This is a genomic window from Rhodanobacter sp. UC4443_H10, from assembly GCF_052978325.1.
The window spans coordinates 956220-975100 of record NZ_CM129668.1; the positions used below are offsets into that span (position 1 = coordinate 956220).

Annotated in this window: 23 protein-coding genes; 8 read left to right on the plus strand and 15 right to left on the minus strand. The window is 67.5% G+C overall.

Translation table 11 applies throughout. The features are described from left to right. Window positions 1-27: 27 nt before the first annotated feature. The gene (locus ACVCMB_RS04455) at window positions 28-549 is read left to right on the plus strand and encodes a 3-hydroxyanthranilate 3,4-dioxygenase (protein WP_447106244.1); all 522 of its coding nucleotides are present in this window, start codon (window positions 28-30) and stop codon (window positions 547-549) included. A 141-nt stretch (window positions 550-690) separates the two neighbouring features. On the opposite strand, the gene ACVCMB_RS04460 is transcribed toward ACVCMB_RS04455, so the two are convergent. Next, window positions 691-1239 carry an NUDIX hydrolase gene (locus tag ACVCMB_RS04460; RefSeq protein ID WP_447107215.1) on the minus strand — a complete coding sequence of 183 codons (549 nt, stop codon included), beginning with the start codon at window positions 1237-1239 and terminating at the stop codon, window positions 691-693. 168 nt (window positions 1240-1407) lie between these two features. Here ACVCMB_RS04460 and ACVCMB_RS04465 point away from each other — a divergent pair, with 168 nt between their 5' ends. Beyond that, window positions 1408-2937 carry an amino acid permease gene (locus ACVCMB_RS04465; protein ID WP_395118979.1) on the plus strand — a complete coding sequence of 510 codons (1530 nt, stop codon included), beginning with the start codon at window positions 1408-1410 and terminating at the stop codon, window positions 2935-2937. 76 nt (window positions 2938-3013) lie between these two features. Next, on the plus strand, window positions 3014-4480 hold the full coding sequence (locus ACVCMB_RS04470) for an amino acid permease (RefSeq protein ID WP_395118981.1): 1467 nt from the start codon (window positions 3014-3016) through the stop codon (window positions 4478-4480). A 398-nt stretch (window positions 4481-4878) separates the two neighbouring features. Here ACVCMB_RS04470 and ACVCMB_RS04475 read toward each other — a convergent pair whose 3' ends face one another. Further along, the gene (locus ACVCMB_RS04475; RefSeq protein WP_395118983.1) at window positions 4879-5211 is read right to left on the minus strand and encodes a high-potential iron-sulfur protein; all 333 of its coding nucleotides are present in this window, start codon (window positions 5209-5211) and stop codon (window positions 4879-4881) included. 167 nt (window positions 5212-5378) lie between these two features. Between ACVCMB_RS04475 and ACVCMB_RS04480 the strand changes: the two genes are divergently transcribed. The 4 genes from ACVCMB_RS04480 (at window position 5379) to ACVCMB_RS04495 (ending at window position 8358) form a co-directional block, all read left to right on the plus strand. Continuing rightward, complete coding sequence (locus ACVCMB_RS04480; RefSeq protein WP_395118985.1) at window positions 5379-6029, plus strand: methylthioribulose 1-phosphate dehydratase; 651 nt, start codon at window positions 5379-5381, stop codon at window positions 6027-6029. After that, window positions 6026-6577, plus strand: a complete 552-nt coding sequence (locus ACVCMB_RS04485) for a 1,2-dihydroxy-3-keto-5-methylthiopentene dioxygenase (protein WP_395118987.1) — start codon at window positions 6026-6028, stop codon at window positions 6575-6577. The genes ACVCMB_RS04480 and ACVCMB_RS04485 overlap by 4 nt, the downstream gene beginning before the upstream one ends. A gap of 79 nt (window positions 6578-6656) precedes the next feature. Beyond that, complete coding sequence (gene mtnC, locus ACVCMB_RS04490) at window positions 6657-7349, plus strand: acireductone synthase (protein ID WP_447106245.1); 693 nt, start codon at window positions 6657-6659, stop codon at window positions 7347-7349. A 13-nt stretch (window positions 7350-7362) separates the two neighbouring features. Then, entirely contained in the window at window positions 7363-8358 is a 996-nt protein-coding gene (locus ACVCMB_RS04495; protein ID WP_447106246.1) for a C13 family peptidase, read from the plus strand. Window positions 8359-8365: 7 nt separating this feature from the next. On the opposite strand, the gene ACVCMB_RS04500 is transcribed toward ACVCMB_RS04495, so the two are convergent. Further along, window positions 8366-8773: a DUF6326 family protein gene (locus ACVCMB_RS04500; RefSeq protein WP_447106247.1), complete on the minus strand. Its 408-nt coding sequence runs from the start codon at window positions 8771-8773 to the stop codon at window positions 8366-8368. After that, window positions 8770-9480 (minus strand): DUF4386 domain-containing protein, encoded by a 711-nt coding sequence (locus ACVCMB_RS04505; protein ID WP_447106248.1) that lies wholly within the window; start codon window positions 9478-9480, stop codon window positions 8770-8772. The genes ACVCMB_RS04500 and ACVCMB_RS04505 overlap by 4 nt, the downstream gene beginning before the upstream one ends. Window positions 9481-9821: 341 nt before the next feature. Between ACVCMB_RS04505 and ACVCMB_RS04510 the strand changes: the two genes are divergently transcribed. Next, complete coding sequence (locus ACVCMB_RS04510; RefSeq protein ID WP_447106249.1) at window positions 9822-10496, plus strand: MliC family protein; 675 nt, start codon at window positions 9822-9824, stop codon at window positions 10494-10496. Between the two features lie 27 nt (window positions 10497-10523). On the opposite strand, the gene hisIE is transcribed toward ACVCMB_RS04510, so the two are convergent. The 11 genes from hisIE to ACVCMB_RS04565 form a co-directional block, all read right to left on the minus strand. Continuing rightward, the gene (gene hisIE / locus ACVCMB_RS04515) at window positions 10524-11150 is read right to left on the minus strand and encodes a bifunctional phosphoribosyl-AMP cyclohydrolase/phosphoribosyl-ATP diphosphatase HisIE (protein WP_447106250.1); all 627 of its coding nucleotides are present in this window, start codon (window positions 11148-11150) and stop codon (window positions 10524-10526) included. Window positions 11151-11166: 16 nt separating this feature from the next. Next, window positions 11167-11937 carry an imidazole glycerol phosphate synthase subunit HisF gene (hisF, locus tag ACVCMB_RS04520; RefSeq protein ID WP_447106251.1) on the minus strand — a complete coding sequence of 257 codons (771 nt, stop codon included), beginning with the start codon at window positions 11935-11937 and terminating at the stop codon, window positions 11167-11169. Then, window positions 11931-12659, minus strand: a complete 729-nt coding sequence (gene hisA, locus ACVCMB_RS04525; RefSeq protein WP_447106252.1) for a 1-(5-phosphoribosyl)-5-[(5-phosphoribosylamino)methylideneamino]imidazole-4-carboxamide isomerase — start codon at window positions 12657-12659, stop codon at window positions 11931-11933. Before hisA ends, hisF begins: the two co-directional genes overlap by 7 nt. Further along, entirely contained in the window at window positions 12656-13246 is a 591-nt protein-coding gene (gene hisH / locus ACVCMB_RS04530; protein WP_447106253.1) for an imidazole glycerol phosphate synthase subunit HisH, read from the minus strand. Before hisH ends, hisA begins: the two co-directional genes overlap by 4 nt. A 49-nt stretch (window positions 13247-13295) precedes the next feature. Then, a complete protein-coding gene (gene hisB, locus ACVCMB_RS04535; protein ID WP_447106254.1) occupies window positions 13296-14363 on the minus strand; it encodes a bifunctional histidinol-phosphatase/imidazoleglycerol-phosphate dehydratase HisB in 1068 nt (355 codons plus the stop codon). Beyond that, complete coding sequence (gene hisC, locus ACVCMB_RS04540) at window positions 14360-15427, minus strand: histidinol-phosphate transaminase (RefSeq protein WP_447106255.1); 1068 nt, start codon at window positions 15425-15427, stop codon at window positions 14360-14362. Before hisC ends, hisB begins: the two co-directional genes overlap by 4 nt. Continuing rightward, window positions 15424-16722 (minus strand): histidinol dehydrogenase, encoded by a 1299-nt coding sequence (gene hisD / locus ACVCMB_RS04545; RefSeq protein WP_447106256.1) that lies wholly within the window; start codon window positions 16720-16722, stop codon window positions 15424-15426. Before hisD ends, hisC begins: the two co-directional genes overlap by 4 nt. Before the next feature lie 28 nt (window positions 16723-16750). Further along, window positions 16751-17644, minus strand: coding sequence for an ATP phosphoribosyltransferase (gene hisG, locus ACVCMB_RS04550; RefSeq protein ID WP_447106257.1), 894 nt, complete (start codon window positions 17642-17644; stop codon window positions 16751-16753). Then, window positions 17641-17976 (minus strand): YerC/YecD family TrpR-related protein, encoded by a 336-nt coding sequence (locus ACVCMB_RS04555; protein WP_395119011.1) that lies wholly within the window; start codon window positions 17974-17976, stop codon window positions 17641-17643. Before ACVCMB_RS04555 ends, hisG begins: the two co-directional genes overlap by 4 nt. Window positions 17977-18178: 202 nt before the next feature. After that, window positions 18179-18340: a 30S ribosomal protein THX gene (locus ACVCMB_RS04560; RefSeq protein ID WP_395119013.1), complete on the minus strand. Its 162-nt coding sequence runs from the start codon at window positions 18338-18340 to the stop codon at window positions 18179-18181. Window positions 18341-18433: 93 nt separating this feature from the next. Next, the gene (locus ACVCMB_RS04565; RefSeq protein ID WP_395119015.1) at window positions 18434-18865 is read right to left on the minus strand and encodes a MerC domain-containing protein; all 432 of its coding nucleotides are present in this window, start codon (window positions 18863-18865) and stop codon (window positions 18434-18436) included. Window positions 18866-18881 lie beyond the last annotated feature (16 nt).

The window sequence follows — 18881 nt, forward strand, 5'->3', positions numbered from 1 at the left end:
ATGCGGCCATCGAACGCGAGCGACGCCATGTCCCTGACCCCGCCCCTCAACTTGCAGCGCTGGATCGACGAGCACCGCCACCTGCTGAAGCCACCGGTGGGCAACAAGTGCATCGTCGACGGCGACTTCATCATCATGATCGTCGGCGGCCCGAACGCGCGCACCGATTATCACTACGACGAAGGCCCCGAGTTCTTCTACCAGCTCGAGGGCGAGATCACGCTGAAGGTGCAGGACGACGGCGTGGCCCGCGACATCCCGCTGCGCGCCGGCGAGATCTTCTACCTGCCCGCACGCGTGCCGCATTCGCCCAACCGCGCCGCCGGCTCGATCGGACTGGTGATCGAGCGCCGCCGCCTGCCCGGCGAAAAAGACGGCCTGATGTGGTTCTGCGAGCAATGCAACCACAAGCTCTACGAGGAGTATTTCTCCCTCGCCAGCATCGAGCAGGACTTCCCGCCGGTATTCGAGCGCTTCTACCGCTCGACCGACGCACGCACCTGCAGCGAATGCGGCCACGTCCATCCCGCACCGGAGAAATACACGTAGGGCGAGCACGGCCCGCCGTTGCCACGCACGAATCGGTGCGGCGTTCGGTATCGCGTAGTTCCCCAGCGATGGCTGTGGGAGCGCACCTTGTGCGCGATGCTCTTGGGCCTTGGCCGAAAGGCATCCGCACAAGTTGCGCTCCTACATTTTCATCAGCCACTTGCGCGCCATCCGCCGCAACGACGCGTCGAGCGTCTCGTCGGCGGCAACTTCGTTCACCGGTCGCCATGCCAACGCGTGCGATTCGGCATTCACCACGAACGATTCGTCGGCGCCGGCATGCACCACGTAACGCACGTCGTAATGCCAATGCTCCGGTTCGTTCCCGCGCGCCGCGATGCGATGCCGGTCGATGTCGAAAATGTCGCCATCGATACGAAGGCCGGTCAGGCCGGTTTCCTCTTCCGCTTCGCGCAGGGCCACACGCCCGAGGTCCGTGTCGCCATCGGCATGGCCGCCCGGCTGCAGCCAGCGATCCAGCTTGCGGTGATGCATCAGCAAGACACGGCCGCCATCGGCGCTGACCAGCCAGGCCGAGCCGGTGAAATGGGCCACCGGGTTGCTGCGCTCGAAAGCATCCGCGTGTGTCTGCGCGAAATCCTCGAACTGCGCGACGACGTCGGCGTCACCCTGCCATTGGTCACGGTAGCGACGAAGGGCCTCGATGAGACTGCTTGCGGACTCGCCCATGGGCACCTGCACGCGTGAAAGAAAGTGGGCGCGGCATGTTTCGCCGCAACATGGACGAAGCTTGTACAACCTTCGTCGCATGGGATATGTTGGCCCGCCATTGTCCAGCCTGTCCACGCACGCCGCCATCGCGCGGAAAGGACAGGAAATCCATCCGAGGGGAACCCGATGACAAAAGGTCTTTTTGCCACCCACGGCATCGAGGCGATGCCTCATGTCGACGCCGGCGAGCCTGTCGAGGGCAGCGGTACCGGCGAGGTGACACTGAAACGCGCACTGACCGCGCGTCACCTGGTGATGCTCGGTATCGGCGCGGTCATCGGCGCCGGCATCTTCGTGCTCACCGGCACGGCGGCGGCGCAGTTCGCCGGTCCGGCGCTGGTGATCAGCTTCCTGATGGCCGGTTTCGCCTGCGCACTGGCCGGTCTCTGCTACGCGGAGTTCGCCGCGATGCTGCCGGTATCGGGCAGCGCCTACTCCTATTCCTACGCCACGCTGGGCGAGGTGGTCGCCTGGTTCGTCGGCTGGAACCTGGTGCTGGAATACCTGTTCGCCGCCTCGACCGTGGCGGTGGGCTGGTCGGGCTACTTCAATGAAATGCTGCGCATGATCAGCGCCTGGATCGGCGTGGATGTCTCGCTGCCCGCCGCACTGGCCTCGGCACCACTGACCTTCGACGCCAGCGGCCACCACATCATCGCCACCGGCACCCTGATCAACCTGCCGGCGGTGGCCATCGTGGCGGCGATCAGCTGGCTCTGCTACCGCGGCATCACCCAATCGGCCACGGTCAACGCGATCATCGTGGCGATCAAGGTCATCGTGATCCTGCTGTTCCTGGCCGTGACGTTCCATTACCTCAACCCGGATCTCTGGCACCCGTTCATCCCGGAGAACGAGGGCGGCGCCAAGTACGGCTGGAGCGGCGTGATCCGCGCGGCGACGCTGGTGTTCTTCGCCTATATCGGCTTCGACGCCGTATCCACCGCCGCGGGCGAGGCGAAGAATCCGCAGCGCGACATGCCGATCGGCATCCTCGGCTCGCTGGCGATCTGCACCCTGCTCTACATCGCGATGTCCGCGGCGCTGACCGGCCTGGCCCCCTACACCGAACTCAACACGCCCGAGCCGGTGGCCACCGCGCTCAACTACGTGCTGGGCAACGTGCCGGCCGGCAGCAGCGCCAGCCATATCCTCGGCACGCTGAAGATCCTGGTGGTGTTTGCCGCGCTGGCGGGTCTCAGCTCGGTGGTGCTGGTGATGCTGATGGGCCAGCCGCGCATCTTCTATTCGATGTCGCGCGACGGCCTGCTGCCGCCGCTGCTGGGCAAGGTGCACAAGAAGCACCGCACCCCGTACGTGGGCACGGTCATCGTGGGCGTGATCGCCTCGGTGCTGGCCGGCCTGTTCCCGGTCGACGTGCTCGGCGACCTGGTTTCGATGGGCACGCTGCTGGCGTTCACCACCGTATGCATCGGCGTGCTGGTGCTTCGCCACACGCGCCCGGATCTGCCGCGCGCATTCCGCGTGCCATTCGTGTGGGTCGTCTGCCCGCTCGGCGCGGCGGCCTGCCTGTTCCTGTTCTGGCAGGCGTTCGTGGTGCGCTGGTGGCTGATCCTCGGCTGGACCGCGATCGGCTTCCTGATCTACGGCTTCTACGGTTACCGCAACAGCAAGTTGCGCCAGAACGCCCACTGACCAACCCGCGGCCGGCGCCTCCAACGCCGGCCGCGACGCTTTTGCTGCTCTCCGCCCCGGCCACGAAGACTTTCCCATGCTCAGCCAGTTGCTCGCCCGCAAGACCGATTTCAGCAACGACGACCACGCCCACGGTCCGGGCCTGCGCCGCACGCTGGGGCCGTGGGGCATCACGGCGCTGGGCATCGGCGCGGTGATCGGCACCGGCATCTTCGTGGTCACCGGCACGGCCGCGGCCGAACATGCCGGCCCGGCGGTGCTGATCTCCTTCATCATCGCGGCGATCTGCAGCGGCTTTGCGGCCTTGTGCTACGCCGAGTTCGCCACCTTGATCCCGATCTCCGGCAGCTCCTATTCGTACGCCTATGCGTCGCTGGGCGAACTGGCGGCCTGGTTCATCGGCTGGAACATGGTGGCGGAATACGGCATCTCCGCCTCCGCCGTGGCGGCGAGCTGGACCGGCTACTTCACCAGCCTGCTCGATCATATGGGACTGCACCTGCCGGTGGCGCTGACCGAAGCACCGCTGGCCTTCACCAAGGGCGAACTCGTGGTCACGGGCCACCTGTTCAACCTGCCCGCGGTGGCAATCGTGATGGCGCTGACCTGGCTGTGCTACATCGGCATCCGCGAATCGTCCAGCCTCAACGCGCTGATGGTGCTGGTCAAGGTCGGTCTGATCATCATCGTGGTGGTGGCCGGCTACCGCTACGTGAACCCCGAGAACTGGCACCCGTTCATCCCCGAGCCGCAGGGCGACGGCAAGTACGGCTGGTCCGGCATCATGCGCGGCGCGGCCATGGTGTTCTTCGCCTACATCGGCTTCGAGGCCACCTCCACGGCGGCGCAGGAATGCAAGACACCGCAACGCGACCTGCCCTTCGGCATCCTGGTGTCGCTGGTGATCTGCACCGTGCTCTATCTGGCGATGGCCGCGGTGCTCACCGGGCTGGTGCCGTACACCCTGCTGGACACCGCCGAGCCGGTGGTCACCGCGGTGGCCGCGCATCCGGAGCTGGACTGGCTGCGCCTGATCGTCGAGATCGGCGCCATGATCGGCCTGTCGTCGGTGATCCTGGTAATGATCATCGCGCAGCCGCGCATCTTCATGATCATGGCGCGTGACGGCATGCTGCCGAAAGTGTTCGCCAAGGTGCATCCGCGTCACCGCACGCCGCACATCAACACGTTGATCACCGGCAGCATGATCGCCTTGCTGGCGGCCGTGTTCCCGCTCGACCTGCTGGCCAACCTCACCTCGATGGGCACGCTGATAGCGTTCTCGGCGGTGTGCGCCGGCGTCCTTATCCTGCGCTACACCTTGCCCGACCTGCCGCGCACCTTCCGCGTGCCGTGGGTCTGGTTTACCTGCCTTGCCGGCGTGGCGTGCTGCTTCGCCCTGCTGTTCAGTCTCGACTGGTTCAACTGGGCGATCCTGGGCGGCTGGACCCTGCTGGGTTTCGCCATCTACTTCCTCTACAGCCGCAAGCACAGCGTGCTGCATCAGGCGGCCAATCAACCGTCCGTGACGAAATTTCAGTGATATTCGCTTAAGATCGCTGAAAATACTTCATAAGCACACAAGTCACGCAAACGTCGCGATTCCACCATTCTCGTCAGAACATGCGAACTTGAATGTAAAATGCGTGTTATATGATTGATTTTAAATAGCTTGTCGGTGCGCCATCGCGGCGAGTTGCATCCGGGGTCGCCCATTCGCCGAACGCGGGAGTATGATCCCCAGTCCGAGGGTAAATCACTTGGCAGTGGGCCCCGGATCGCGGCCCGGCCCGTCAGGCAAAGCAGCTCCTCAGCCTGACGTCGCCGGGCCGCACTTTGTCCAGCATCCGCGCATCCATCACCGGCTCGTCCGCGGAATCCGCCCCATGAAATGAAAAGGCCGGCGAGATCGCCGGCCTTGCAGAGCTTGCCGCGTGGCGGTCAGGCTTTCTTGGGGGTGTGCGACACGCACCAACCTTTCGCGTTCACCGACTTGCCCGGGAACAGCTGGCACGGGCCGCGGCCAGTGGGGCCACCGGAGTAGAACTGACAGTTGGCGCAATCGTCGCCGGCCTTGTGCTTGGGGTTGGTGGACTTGGTGGTGTCCTCCACGTAGTCCAGGGCCTTGGCGGTCGGATCGTCAGGGCCCAACGCCGGCAGGTCGGCGGCACGCGCGAACCGCGGCAGGCCCCCCATCACCACGGCTGCCGCCGTGGTCCCTGCGGCCACCTTGAGGAACCGGCGACGCGATTCGATATCTTTGTCGTTCGACATGGCACATGTCTCCATTGGGTTGCAGCCGACGCACCCTGCCCCGGCCCCTCGGCGATGGTACGCCCGGTCACGCAATCTTTCCTGACTCGCGAGAATGGCTCTCATTCCGGCAAGAGCCGCTGGCGCGGCGTGTTATCATCGATCACTCATTTGGACGTCCAAATCACATGAGCCAGCCCCTGCCCGACGCGATCGCAGCCAGCCACTTCGACGCCTGCGCCGACCGCGTGGCCGAGACCGCGCGCGCGCTCGCAGGCAAGGGCTGGACTCCTGCGACCAGCAGCAATTTCTCGATGCGCGTCGATGCGGGCCACGCCGCCATCACGATCTCCGGGCGCGACAAGGGCAAGCTGGGCCGCGACGACATCATGCTGATCGACCTCGAGGGTCGACCGGTGGGCACCGGGGCGCGCCCCAGCGCCGAGACTGCGCTGCACACCCAGGTCTACCGGCGCTGGCCCGACATGAATGCGGTGTTGCACACCCACTCGCGCACGCAAAGCGTGGCGTCGCGACTGTTTGCCCGCGAGGGCGTGGTCCGGCTGCAGGGCTGGGAGTTGCAGAAGGCGATCAGCGGCTACCACAGCCATGACAGCGTGCTGGAGATCCCGGTGTTTCCCAACACCCAGCACATGCCCGAACTGGTCGCCCATGTGGATGCCTGGCTCGACGCCGGCAAACCGCTGCACGCCTACCTGATCGACGGCCACGGCATCTATACCTGGGGCCGCGACATGGCCGAGAGCGAGCGCCACCTGGAAGCGCTGGAGTTCCTGCTCGGCTGCGAACTGGATCTGCGAACACTGAGGTCATCATGAGCCGCCTGCGCATTTTCGACGAGAACGAACCGCACACCGCCCGCGCCACGCTCGACCGCCACGAAGCCATCGCGGAGGAACTGGCCAAGGTCGGCGTGCGCTTCGAACGATGGGAAGCGAACCAGCCGATCGCCCCGGGCGCCAGCCAGGAGGAAGTGATCGCGGCCTACCGCAGCGACATCGACCGCCTGATGGACGAAGCCGGCTACCAGGCCGTCGACGTGATCAGCCTCGCTCCCGACCATCCCGACCGCGCCGCCCTGCGCCAGAAGTTCCTCAGCGAACACACCCACAGCGAGGACGAGGTGCGATTCTTCGTCGCCGGCTCCGGCCAGTTCACCCTGCACCTGGATGGCAAGGTCTACGACGTGCTGTGCGAGCAAGGCGACCTGATCGGCGTGCCCGACGGCACGCGGCACTGGTTCGACATGAGCGAGGCGCCGTACTTCGTGGCCATCCGCCTGTTCACCAACAAGGAAGGCTGGGTGGCCAACTTCACCGGCGACGACATCGCCACCCGCTTCCCCCGCATGCAGCCGAACCCGTAGGAGCCCGCTCGCGGGCGATGCCTTTTCCAACCCCCGCATCCATCGTCCTGAATCTGTCGAAGGCCCGAGTCCCGTCCCCATGACCGAAATCCGCGCCATCGTCACCGACATCGAGGGCACCACCAGCTCGATCGACTTCGTCCGCGACGTCCTGTTTCCGTTTGCCCGCAAGCGCCTGCCCGCGTTCGTGGAAACCCATGGCAATCGTCCCGACGTGCAGCACTGGCTGCACGAGGCCGCGCGCGAAGCCGGCATGATCGAGGCCGAACGACAGGAGGTGGTGGAATTGCTGCTGCAATGGATCGCGCAGGATCGCAAGTCCACCGCGCTCAAGGCGTTGCAGGGCATGATCTGGAAGGAAGGCTACGAAAGCGGCGCCTACCGCGCCCATGTCTACCCCGAAGTGGCTGCCCGCCTGCGCGCCTGGCGCGCCGACGGGCTTCGCCTGTATGTGTACTCCTCCGGTTCGGTACCGGCGCAGCAGCTGTTCTTCCGCTACTCGGAAGCCGGCGACCTGACGCCTTTGTTCGCCGGCTATTTCGATACGGAAACCGGCCCCAAGCGCGAGGCGCAGTCCTATCGCCGCATCGCCGAAGCCGTGGGCGAGGAGCCCCGCCACCTGCTGTTCCTGTCCGATATCGTCGAGGAGCTGGACGCCGCGCGCGCCGCCGGTTTCCAAACCGCCTGGCTGGTGCGTGAGCCGCAACCGCTGCCGGAGGCGGCAAGCCATCGGGTCTATCGCGACTTCGACGCGATCGACCCGGCCAGCTGAGATGCGTCGGGGCGTGCGTACTCTGCTGACCATCGCGGCGGCATTCAGCGCCGGCGTGGCGCTGGCCGCGTGGTTGCCGGTCAGCGCTCTCCCCGACTCGGCCAACACGCCGCCCACCATGCCGCTTCAAGCCGAAACACCGGCCGAATCGACAGCGGCGCCCGATGCCTGGCCGGCATCCGCGCCCAGCCCCGAGCAGGTGCTCTACGCCCAGCCGCAGATGGTACGCGACGCCCTCGCCCGACTGACGCCGCGGGTGGCGGGCAAGCCCAATCTCTACCTGCTCGCTTTCGCCGGCGACGGCAGCGAGGACGTGTTCCGCAATGAGGCCGAATACGCCGCGCAACTGTTCGGTTCGCGCTTCGGCCCCACCGTCCACAGCCTGGTGCTGGAGAACAACCCGGCCTCGCTGACCACCCACCCGCTGGCCAGCTGGAGCAATCTCGAAGTGGCGCTCGACGGTATCCAGCAGATGATGCGGCCGGACCAGGACATCCTGCTGCTCTACGTCACCAGCCACGGCGGCGAGGACCATACCCTGCTGGTCGACATGGACCCGCTGCCGCTGGACCAGATCGGTGCACAGTATCTCGCCGACATCCTGGCGGCACGCCACTTCAAATGGAAGGTGGTAGTGATCAACGCGTGCTACTCCGGCGGCTTCGTGCCGCCGCTGCGCGGCCCCGGCACCCTGGTGCTCACCGCCGCGCGCAGCGACCGCAGCTCGTTCGGCTGCGGCAGCGATTCGGACATCACCTACTTCGGCAAGGCCTGGCTGGTCGATGCGCTGAACCACACCGACAACTTCGTCGAGGCGTTCAAGCGGGCACGCAGCGACATCGCCACGTGGGAAAAGCGGGACGAACTCACCCCGTCCGAACCGCAGATCGACATCGGCAGCGGCATCGCCACGCAGCTGGCGGCGTGGCGCAACCATGTCGTACCTGGCCCGGCGGTACCGTTCAAGCCGGCGGGGCCCGACACGGTTCGCGTGCCCACGACACCCTGATCGCGGCTCAATCCCTCGGCCAGCGCCACGCGCAAACCACGATCAGCAGCGACAGCACCACTTCGATCACGCCCAACGTGATGTAGAACCACCACGCGCCGGGCATGGTCAGCAACATGATGGCGGTATAGAACAGGCCGAGCACGATGTTCGCCCAGCGGCACAGCCGCGGCGACAAGGCCAGCGACAGGAAGACCATCAGCCCCGGCATCGCCAGCAGCAGCGCCGTCATCACCAGCGATGCCTCGCTCACCGGGCCGACAGGGCCCTCGCCGCCCAGCATGCCCTTGAGCTTGCCCGGCACGTACAGGCCGAAATAGTCGCCGTAGACGTAGCAGAACATCAGTGCCGCCCACAACGCCGACAGCTTGAAGCGGACGTGGATCCGGATATCGCTCAACCTGGACGTCGTCATGCCTGGCCTCCTTCGGTCATCCCCGCCCGCCTGCCGCCAGTGTGCACGCCCATAACCAGCAGCCACAGGCAGGTGCCCACTTCGCCCACCGCCGCCGGCAGGTGCACGATGTCGGAGAACGCCGTCTGTGCATACCCTTCCAGCAACAGCGTGCCGAAAACATCGATCACATAACCTGCCCCACCCAGCATCAACAACGCGCCGAGCACGCGCGGAAGCCTCCCGCAGCGCATCACCAGCCAGCCGAACGGAAACAGCCACAGGCCCCAAAACAAGCTGGCCACGAAAATGGCATGGCCGTACGACTTCAGCGACAGCCATGCCATCGCATGCGCGATGTCCACCGGCAGACCACCCGCGTCCGTCAGCAGCTGCAGCGCGTCCAGCCGGTGCGCGACGCCGAGTACCGCCATCGGCACGCCCGTGAACGCCAACGCCACCATCGCCACCGCCGAAGGGCGATGGATCCCGCCGAGCAACCGGAACAGCAGCAGCGGCAACACCAGGAACGCCACCTGCTCGACCAGGAACGCGGCAACACCCGCGCGGAACAGGCCCTGCTGCGACACGATGTTGGCGAGCATGGCTTCGTGACTGCCCGCCACGGCGAGCTGCCCCGGGACATAGCCGAGGCTGAAAAAGCCGGTCACGACCACCACCAGATAGACCAACCCCGCGCAGCGCGCGAGCCCGCTTTCATTCGTCATGGACAACCCCGGACCCATCGGCTCCCCCGTGGAGCGTGCGGGGCAGTGTCCCTGCGGGGCCGCGCTGCCATGAGTGCCGGAAGTAACGCGGCACGCATGTCGCTAGGCGGCTTCACGGATTTCACGCACGGCGCCTGTTAGCGTCAGCGCTTTTTTCCCCGCAGGAGACCCGAATGAACGTCCGCTGCGGCCGCCGGCTCGGACTCGCCACGCCGAGTCGCTTGCGCAGGATATTCCTGCAGCCGTGGTGGCTCGCCATGGCACCACTGCTGGTACTGTCGGCCTGCTCCCCGCAGCCGCCGGCGACGCGCCCGGCGCAGGCTTCCGGACCGGCGGCCTGCATGCCCGCGCAGCTGAGCCTGCAACTCGACGACGGCAATGGCCGCTTCAACGGGATGTCACATTCCGGCACCATGCTGGTCGTGCGCAACGCAGGCAAAGTCGCTTGCTCGATCGTCGCCATGCCCTCGCCGAGGTTGCAGGATGCCCGGCACCAAACCCTGGTCATCACCGCGCAGGTCCCGCCCTCACCGGCAAGCCAGCCGCCGCGGCTCATGCTGGCGCCCGGGGCAGGCGTGGGAAGCGACATGCGCTGGGTGTCGGGCAACGTCTACGATGACGGCCACTGCGAATCGCCTGCCTTCATCACCCTGCCCCTCGGCACGGGAACCGTGACGACACCGTTCCACGGGCAGCTTTGCGGTGCCGGCGGCAAGCCATCCACATACTCGATCACGCCGTTCCGCGTGACGGCGGCAGGCGCAGCCATCCGCCTCACCTACGCCTGCGACGACGGCCGCACGGTGCAGGTGGCCTACCCCGACACGCAGACCGCCGTACTGAACTTCGATGCGCAGACCCATCGACTGCACGCCGCCGTCTCGGCGGATGGCGCGCGCTACGTGGGCGGGCGATGGCAATGGTGGAGCAAGGGCATGCACGACGCTTGGCTCGCCGAACTCAAGCCGGGCGAAAAGATCGCGTCCGCCGCCGGCGTGGCCTGCCGCGCCCCCTGATCCGCAGCAGTTGTGCGCTGCCCTGCGCTAGCGGGGGCGATGTCGGTCGGCAAGCACCGCCACCACGTCGGCCAGCGACAAGCCGCGCGCCCGCAGCGCCACGACGAGATGGAAAACCAGGTCAGCCCCCTCGCCCAGCAGGGCCTCGTCGTCCTGCGCCACCGCCGCCAACGCCGTCTCCACGCCCTCCTCCCCGACTTTCTGCGCGATGCGGCGGATGCCGCTGTCGAACAACTTCGTGGTGTAGCTGCCCGCGGGGCGTTCCGCGTCGCGCCGGGCCACCAGGGCATCGAGTTCGGCCAGGAAACCCAGCGGCGCACGGACGTCGGCACGCTCACCGAAGCAGCTGAAGCTGCCGGTATGGCAGGTAGGCCCGTGCGGGTCCGCTTGTATCAGCAAGGTGTCGCCGTCGCAGTCGATGCGGATGGACTTCAGCACCAGCACGTGGCCGGAGCTTTCGCCCTTGGTCCAGAGACGCTGCCTGCTGCGGCTGTAGAACGTGACATGGCCGCTGGCTCGTGTCTGTGCCAGCGCGTCGGCGTTCATGTAGCCGAGCATCAGCACTTCGCCGCTGGAGCAGTGCTGCACGATCGCAGGCAGCAGGCCATCGCCCTTGGACCAGTCGAGGCGCCCGGTATCGGAGTTGTCGCTCATCGTCATTCCTCGTGGCTTACCGGCGTACCGGCACGCCGTGTTCGTGCAGGTAGCACTTGAGTGCGGGGATCGCGATGGCCCCGGAGTGGAACACGCTGGCCGCCAGCGCGCCATCCACGTCGGCCTCGACGAAGGCATCGCGGAAGTGTCCGGGAGCGCCCGCCCCGCCGGAGGCGACCAATGGCACGTGGCAGATCGCCCGGGCGACCGACAACTGATCCAGGTCGTAACCACGGCGCACGCCATCGCTGTCCATGCAGTTGAGCACGACCTCGCCGGCACCGCGCTGCTGTGCCTCCTCCATCCAGTCCAGCGTGCGGCGCGGCAATGCTCGGGTTTTCGAAGGGTCACCGGTGTACTGGCGCACGCGCCACTCGCCGTCGCCGTCGCGCAACGAGTCGATGCCGACCACCACGCATTGCACGCCGAACGCGGCGGCCAGTTCGTCGATCAGGCCAGGACGCTCCAGCGCCGGAGTATTCACCGAGATCTTGTCCGCTCCGGCGTGCAACACGGTCCGCGCTTCCTCGACGGAACGGATGCCACCGGCCACGCAGAACGGGATGTCGATCACGCGGGCGACTTTCTCCACCCAGGCGCGGTCCACGCTGCGCCCCTCGGGGCTGGCGGTGATGTCGTAGAACACCAGTTCGTCGGCGCCCTCGTCGCGATAGCGCAGCGCGAGGTCCACGATCTCCCCCATCACCACGTGGTCGCGGAAACGCACGCCCTTGACCACCTGGCCATCGCGCACGTCGAGACAGGGAATGATGCGGCGGCTCAGCATGCCAGCGCCTCCGCCACGGTGAATCGCCCGTCCAGCAGGGCGCGGCCGAGGATCACCGCCTTCGCGCCGGCGTCGCGTGCGGCACGGATGTCGTCCAGCGAGCGCACGCCGCCGGACGCCTGCAATGCCAGCTGCGGCACGCTGGCGGCGAGGTGGCGATACAGATCGAGATTGAAACCGGCGAGCATGCCGTCGCGATCGATGTCGGTGCACAACAGGTGGCGCGCGCCGTGCGTCGCGTACCACGGCGCCAGTTCATCCAGTGTGCGTGCCTCCACCTCGGTCCAGCCCGCGCTCGGCAGGATCCAGCGCCCGTTCGTGTGGCGCGTGTCCAGCGCGAGGGTCAGCCGTTCCGCGCCGAACTTCGCCAGCCAGTCGGCCACGCGCGCGGAATCGCGGATCGCCACGCTGCCCAGCACCACGCGTTGCACGCCGGCATCGAACAATCGCTGCACGTCGGCCTCTTCGCGCACGCCGCCACCAGCCTGGATCGCCACGCCATCGGCGGCGATCGCGGCGATCACCGCAAGGTTGCCCGGTTGTCCCGAGCGCGCGCCATCGAGGTCGACCAGATGCAACCAGCGTGCGCCGGCATCCGCGTAGCGCCTGGCCAGTTCGCGCGGGTCGGCCGCATAAGTCGTCTGCTGCGCGTAGTCGCCCTGCCTCAGGCGCACCACTTGGCCGTCGCGCAGGTCGATGGCGGGAATGACATCGAAGTTCATAGCTCGAGAAAATTCCTGAGGAGCTTCGCGCCGACGGCAGCAGAGCGCTCGGGATGAAACTGGAGGCCGTGGAAATTGTTCCGGGCGATCGCTGCGGAGAACGCCTCGCCGTGGACGCTGGCAGCCAGCGTCCAGTCGCCCGTCGGCACCGCGTAGCTGTGCACGAAGTAAGCCTGCTCGCCTTCGCCGAGACCGGCCAGCAGCGGATGCTCCCGCAGGATCGACACGCCGTTCCAGCCCATGTGCGGCACGCGCAGGCCGGGGGCCTCGGTGAAGCGGCGCACCGGCGCGGGAATCAGCCCAAGGCATTCGGTATCGCCCTCTTCCGAGTGCGCGCACAGAAGCTGCATGCCCAGGCACACGCCCAGCACCGGCTGACGCAAGGACCGCAGGACCTCGACCAGGCCCAGCTCGCGCAGCCGCGCCATGCCCGGGCCTGCCGCACCCACGCCGGGCAGGATCACCTTGTCGGCGGCGCGGATTCCGGCCGCGTCGCAAGTCAGGGCAGCATCCACGCCGAGTCGCTGCAACGCGTAACGCACCGAGCCGATGTTGGTGCCGCCGGCATCGACCAGCACCACGCTCATGCGAACCCCCTGTTTAGGAGCTCGTTCGGGGGGACCGGGGGAGACAGCATCACAGCGCACCCTTGGTACTTGGCAGCTCGCTGCCTTCGCGGCGGATCGCCTGGCGCAGCGTGCGCGCCACCACCTTGAAACAGGCTTCGACCATGTGGTGCGCGTTGTCGCCACGCACGGCGAGGTGCAGGTTTGCACCCAGCGTCTCGCACAGCGAGCGAAAGAAGTGCGGCACCAGTTCGGTCGGCACCTCACCCACGCGCTCGCGCGGAAAATTGCCGTCGAACACGAAGTACGGACGACCGGACAGGTCCAGCCGCGCGTCCGCCGCGCTTTCGTCCATCGGCAGCGCAAAACCATAGCGGCCGATGCCACGCTTGTCGCCGAGTGCCTGTTTCAGGGCCTGGCCCAGCGCCAACGCGCAGTCCTCGATGGTGTGGTGCTCGTCGATATGCGTGTCGCCGTCGCAGTCGAGTTCCAGCGCAAAGCCGCCGTGCTTGCCGATCTGCTCCAGCATGTGATCGAAGAAACCCAGCCCGGTGCGCACCCGCGGCTCGGCCACGCGATCCAGATCGACCCTGATGGTGATGCGGGTCTCTTTCGTGTTGCGCACCACGGTGGCGGTGCGTGGTGCATCGAGCAGCTGGTGCGCGATCTCGCCCCAGCCCACGCCCTGCGGGCCCACGCGGAAGCCGCGCACGCCGAGGTTGGCGGCAAACTGCAGGTCAGTTTCGCGATCGCCGACCATCGCCGACGCAGCGCGGCTCCAGCCGTCGTCGGCCAGGTAATGACGCAGCATGCCGATGCCAGGCTTGCGCGTGTCGAGGCCCTCGTGCGGAAAGCTGCGGTCGATCAACACTTCGTGGAAACGGATGCCTTGCGAAGCGAGGATGCGCAGCAGCAGGTCATGCGGGCCACGGAAATCGGATTCGGGAAAACTGTCGGTGCCCAGCCCATCCTGGTTGCTCACCATCACCAGCGCGTAGCCGGCGGCGACGAAGCGCTGCAACGCGGCGATCACTCCGGGCAGCAGGGCCAGCTTCTCCCAGCTGTCGACCTGCTCGTCGGCCGGCTCCTCGATCAGGCAGCCGTCCCGATCGACGAAAAGAATCTTGCGGACGGTCATGCGATGCCTCGATCCGAAGCCAGCACGGCCAGTACCCGCTCGTTCTCCGCCGGCGTGCCGATGGTGATGCGCAGCGCGTCGGCGAGGTTCGGGTAGCGGCGCACGTCGCGCACCACGATGCCGGCGGCGAGCAGGCGCCGGTAGACGTCGGCGGCATCGTCGAAGCGGACGGCAAGGAAGTTCGCCTGCGAAGGCAACACCTCGCGCACGCCGGGCAACCGGCGCAACGCCTCGCGCATGCGCGTGCGCTCCGCACGCACGACGGCGAGGTGTTCGCGCGCATTCGCCTGGCCCCAGCCGGACAGCGCCAGCAGCGCCGCGTCCACGCACGGCAACGGCAACGGGTACGGCGCCATGATCTTCCGCAGCAAGGCGACCACGCCGGCGTTCGCCAGCAGGCTGCCGATGCGTGCGCCGGCCAGCGCCCAGGCCTTGGACAGAGTGCGCAGCACGGCGAGGTTGTCGTAGCGGTCGATCAAGTCGGCGATGCTGCCGTCGTCGGCAAACTCCACGTACGCCTCGTCCACCACCAGCAAGGCGCGGTCAGACAGCGCCCGCGCCAGCCGTTCGAGTGCCGCACGCGGCACCGCCTGACCGGCGGGATTGTTCGGAGTGCACACGAAGACGAGCGTCACCGCCGGGGTCAGTGCCGCGAGCACCGCGTCCACGTCCAAGGTGAAATCCGCCGCCAGTGGCACCTCGACGATGCCGGCGCCCTGCACCCGCGCGCACACCGCGTACATGCCGAACGTCGGCGGCTGGATCAGGATCGCGTCGCGGCCGGCGCGACAGAACGCGCGCAGCAGCAGGTCGATCGCCTCGTCGCTGCCGCGGCCGACCAGCAACTGTTCGGGCCGCACGCCATACAGTGCTGCCAACGCAGCGACCAATGCGACGGGCTGCGGTTCGGGATAGCGGTTGCAGCCCAGTCCGTCGTCACCCACCGGTGCCCACGCCGACTCGTTCGCGTTGAGGAAAACCTCGCCGCCGCTGGCCTCCATCCGCGCCGAGGAATACGGCTGCATCGCCCGAAGTTCCGGCCGCGCCAGGTCGAGCACGCTCATGCCAGCGCCTCCAGCCGCAGGGTCACTGCGCGGCGGTGCGCTTCCAGCTGCTCGGCCGCCGCCAGCGTCGCGGTGCACGGGCCGATGCGGCGCAGGCCGTCGGCGCTGACTTCCTGCACGCTGATCTGCTTCTGGTAGCTGGCCACCGACACGCCGCTGTAGCTGCGCGCGTAGCCGTAGGTCGGCAGCACGTGATTGCTGCCGCTGCAGTAATCGCCCACCGATTCGGGCGTCCACGGACCGAGGAAGATCGAGCCGGCACTGTCGACGCCGTCGAGCAACGCACGCGGCTCAGCCACCTGCAGGATCAGGTGCTCGGGCGCGTAGCGGTTGCTCACCTCGACCGCCTGCGCCAGCGAGTCGACTGCGATCAACCGGCTCTGCGCGAGCGCCTGGCGCGCGATGTCAGCGCGCGGCAGGCCGTCACACTGACGTTCGACCTCACGCTCCGCGCGCTCGATCAGCTCCACCGAATCGCTGAGCAGGATCACCTGCGAATCCGGTCCGTGCTCGGCCTGCGACAGCAGGTCGGCGGCGACGAACACCGGATTCGCGGCGGCATCGGCGATCACCAGTACTTCCGACGGCCCGGCCGGCATGTCGATCGCCGCACCGTCCGGATCGGACGACACCTGCAGCTTCGCCTCGGTCACCCAGGCATTGCCGGGGCCGAACAGCTTGTCGCACTTCGGCACCGACTCCGTACCGTAGGCCATCGCGGCGATCGCCTGAGCGCCACCGAGCTTGAACACCTTGTGCACGCCGGTGAGGCGCGCGGCGTACAGCACCGCCTCGTCGCAGCACCCGTCAGCGCGCGCGGGCGAGCACAGCACCACCTCGCGACAGCCGGCGATGTGCGCCGGGACGCCCAGCATCAGCGCGGTGGAAGGCAGCGGCGCACTGCCAGCCGGCACATACAGGCCCACCCGGCTGACCGGCCGCAGCATGCGCTCGACCCGCACGCCGGGCGCGGTGTCGACCGCCACCGGCCGCAGCGCCGCGGCACGATGGAACAACTCGATGCGTGCGGCGGCTTCGCGGATCGCCGCTTTCAATTCGGGATCGAGCGCCGCCTCGGCCGCGACGAACTCGGCCTCGTCGACCTCAAGTGCATTCAGTGTGCAGCGATCGTACCGGGCGCTGAGCGCGCGCAACGCCGTGTCGCCGTCCTTGCGCACGGCCGCGACGATCCGTTCGACACCATGACGCACGTCGTCTGCGCGCGACTGCGCCGGTCGCGCCAGCGCCTCGCGCCGGGCCGTTTCGTCCAGGGCGTTCCAGTCCAGACGTTTCATGCAAGCGAACTCCTCGTGCTGCCCTGCTTCATGCCAGCATCTTCTCCACCGGCAGCACGAACATCTCGCGTGCACCGGCCTTCTTGATTTCCTCCAGTTGCCGCCAGCTCACCTCACCGGCGCACAACGCCTGCAGCATCAACTGGTCGGCCTGGCCAGCCACCGCCAGCAGCGTCGGCTGCGGACCGCCGGGGAGCAACCGGGTGACCGCCTCCAGCGAGTGACGCGAGGTCTGCAACAGCAGCAGCCGCGATTCGCGCACCTGGATCACGCCATCGAGCCGCTTCAGCAACAACTCCAGCATGTCGCCGCGCTCGTCCGCCGGCAGGGTCACCGGCCCGGCCAGCACCGCCTCGCTCTCCAGCAGCACCTCGGTCTCGCGCAACTGGTTGGCCACCAGGGTGCCGCCGCTCTGCACCAGGTCGCAGATCGCGTCGGCCGTGCCCAGCTTCGGCGCAATCTCGACCGAGCCGGCCAGGGTCACCACGCCGGCGTCGATCTGTTGCGCGCGCAGCCATTCACCAAGCAGGCCGGGGTATGACGTGGCGATGCGCCGTCCCGCGAGATCGCCGGGCGCGGAATAGTCGAGCTCCTGCGGCACGGCGATCGACAACCGGCACCGTCCGAAGCCGAGTGGCCGCAGTTCGGCCAGCGGCTCGCCATCGCGCCCGGCAGTGAGCTGGAACTCGCCCAGCACGTTGCGGCCGACGATGCCGACGTCGCATACGCCTTGCGCGATCAGGCCGGGGATGTCGTCGTCGCGCACCAGCAGCAGGTCGACCGGCTCGCCTTCGCCGAAGCAGAACAGCTTGTCGCGGCTTTGCCGGAAGGTCAGGCCGCATCGCTTGAGCAGGTCCAGCGCCGGCTCGGTCAGCCGTCCGGATTTCTGCATCGCGATGCGCAGGCGGTCGCGCGGCTTCATGCCCTCTTCCTTGCCGCCTGCGCCTGCCGCCGCGCCGCGCGGGCCGCGGCCGCGAGATAGCCGCCGCTGCCCTGGTTGAGATAGCGCGCGACCCGCCCGATCGTGGTGATGCTGACCGCAGTGCGCTCGTGGATCTCCCGGTACGACACGCCTTCGAGCAGGAACGGCACCACCCGCCAGCGGTCCACCAGCACTTCGAGTTCCGCCGGCGTGCACAGGTCGCTGAGGAACGCGCCGACTTCCTCGACGTTCTTCAGCGACAGCAACGCCTCGTACAGGCTCAGCTCGGCGGACTCGACGGGTGTTTCGGGATCAAGCGATCGACGCTTCATAATGTACTAACGCATTAACACAGTGGTGCGCATCATACACCCATGCGGCGCTGCCGCAACCCCCTCGTTCCTCGCCGCTCGCCTCGCATCCCGGAACCCGCATCCCGGCTCTCGACAGACGAATGCCCGGTCATCCCGGCCCCAAAAACATGAACCCCCGCCGAGGCGGGGGTTCATGGCAACACGGGAAAGCCGTGTCGACTCAGGCGGACTTCTTGCGCGGGGCCGCCTTGCGGGTCGCCGGCGCCTTGGTCACCGTCGGCTTGGTGCCGGCCACGGCCGGGGCCAGCGCGTGCGCGCGCGTATTGCCGTAGCTGCTGCGGTAGATCTTGCCGCGGCGGGTCTTGCGATCGCCCTTGCCCATGGGGAACTCCTTGATTCGATGGATGTACGGCCGTCCATCATAGCAGTGCGGCGGGCAACGCCATAGGCCACTCGCGTCCAGCCCCAACCAGCCTCAATGCGCGCATTGCGGGCCGTGCACATGGACCTGGACACGGCGGTCGCGACGCAGGTTGACGAAGTGCGCGGCGGCCAACAGCAGGCCGCCCGACGTGACCAGTGCACTATGCACCAGGGTCAGTCCACCCTCGGCCCAGGTGACGCCGGAAATCAGCAGGAGCAACCCCGGGATGGCCAGCAGCAACGGCAAGGGCTGCTGGTGGCGCCGAAAGCCCCGCACCAGGGCGATCACCGCCAGCACGCAGGCAAACGCCACGAAACCCCGCTCGAAGCGATGGTCGGCCAGGAACTCCAGCCCGACCAGTGGCAGCGCGGCCAGGACGAAGGGCAGCAAGGCACAGTGGATCGCGCACAGGAACGAGGCGATCGCACCGATGCGATCGGCGCTCTGCCATCCACGCGATGTGCCTGCCTGCCCGGAATGCATCTGCCTGCCTGCCGTC

Coding starts and splice junctions, on each gene's coding strand:
- ACVCMB_RS04500 (WP_447106247.1), bottom strand. CDS start 8,773: ATGACGACGTCCAGGTTGAGCGATATCCGGATCCACGTCCGCTTCAAG.
- ACVCMB_RS04475 (WP_395118983.1), bottom strand. CDS start 5,211: ATGTCGAACGACAAAGATATCGAATCGCGTCGCCGGTTCCTCAAGGTG.
- ACVCMB_RS04510 (WP_447106249.1), top strand. CDS start 9,822: ATGCCCGCGCAGCTGAGCCTGCAACTCGACGACGGCAATGGCCGCTTC.
- hisIE (WP_447106250.1), bottom strand. CDS start 11,150: ATGAGCGACAACTCCGATACCGGGCGCCTCGACTGGTCCAAGGGCGAT.
- hisD (WP_447106256.1), bottom strand. CDS start 16,722: ATGAAACGTCTGGACTGGAACGCCCTGGACGAAACGGCCCGGCGCGAG.
- mtnC (WP_447106245.1), top strand. CDS start 6,657: ATGACCGAAATCCGCGCCATCGTCACCGACATCGAGGGCACCACCAGC.
- ACVCMB_RS04455 (WP_447106244.1), top strand. CDS start 28: ATGTCCCTGACCCCGCCCCTCAACTTGCAGCGCTGGATCGACGAGCAC.
- ACVCMB_RS04485 (WP_395118987.1), top strand. CDS start 6,026: ATGAGCCGCCTGCGCATTTTCGACGAGAACGAACCGCACACCGCCCGC.
- ACVCMB_RS04505 (WP_447106248.1), bottom strand. CDS start 9,480: ATGACGAATGAAAGCGGGCTCGCGCGCTGCGCGGGGTTGGTCTATCTG.
- ACVCMB_RS04560 (WP_395119013.1), bottom strand. CDS start 18,340: ATGGGCAAGGGCGATCGCAAGACCCGCCGCGGCAAGATCTACCGCAGC.
- ACVCMB_RS04465 (WP_395118979.1), top strand. CDS start 1,408: ATGACAAAAGGTCTTTTTGCCACCCACGGCATCGAGGCGATGCCTCAT.
- hisA (WP_447106252.1), bottom strand. CDS start 12,659: ATGAACTTCGATGTCATTCCCGCCATCGACCTGCGCGACGGCCAAGTG.
- hisH (WP_447106253.1), bottom strand. CDS start 13,246: ATGAGCGTGGTGCTGGTCGATGCCGGCGGCACCAACATCGGCTCGGTG.
- ACVCMB_RS04565 (WP_395119015.1), bottom strand. CDS start 18,865: ATGCATTCCGGGCAGGCAGGCACATCGCGTGGATGGCAGAGCGCCGAT.
- hisF (WP_447106251.1), bottom strand. CDS start 11,937: ATGCTGAGCCGCCGCATCATTCCCTGTCTCGACGTGCGCGATGGCCAG.
- ACVCMB_RS04555 (WP_395119011.1), bottom strand. CDS start 17,976: ATGAAGCGTCGATCGCTTGATCCCGAAACACCCGTCGAGTCCGCCGAG.
- ACVCMB_RS04470 (WP_395118981.1), top strand. CDS start 3,014: ATGCTCAGCCAGTTGCTCGCCCGCAAGACCGATTTCAGCAACGACGAC.
- ACVCMB_RS04460 (WP_447107215.1), bottom strand. CDS start 1,239: ATGGGCGAGTCCGCAAGCAGTCTCATCGAGGCCCTTCGTCGCTACCGT.
- hisC (WP_447106255.1), bottom strand. CDS start 15,427: ATGAGCGTGCTCGACCTGGCGCGGCCGGAACTTCGGGCGATGCAGCCG.
- hisG (WP_447106257.1), bottom strand. CDS start 17,644: ATGAAGCCGCGCGACCGCCTGCGCATCGCGATGCAGAAATCCGGACGG.
- hisB (WP_447106254.1), bottom strand. CDS start 14,363: ATGACCGTCCGCAAGATTCTTTTCGTCGATCGGGACGGCTGCCTGATC.
- ACVCMB_RS04480 (WP_395118985.1), top strand. CDS start 5,379: ATGAGCCAGCCCCTGCCCGACGCGATCGCAGCCAGCCACTTCGACGCC.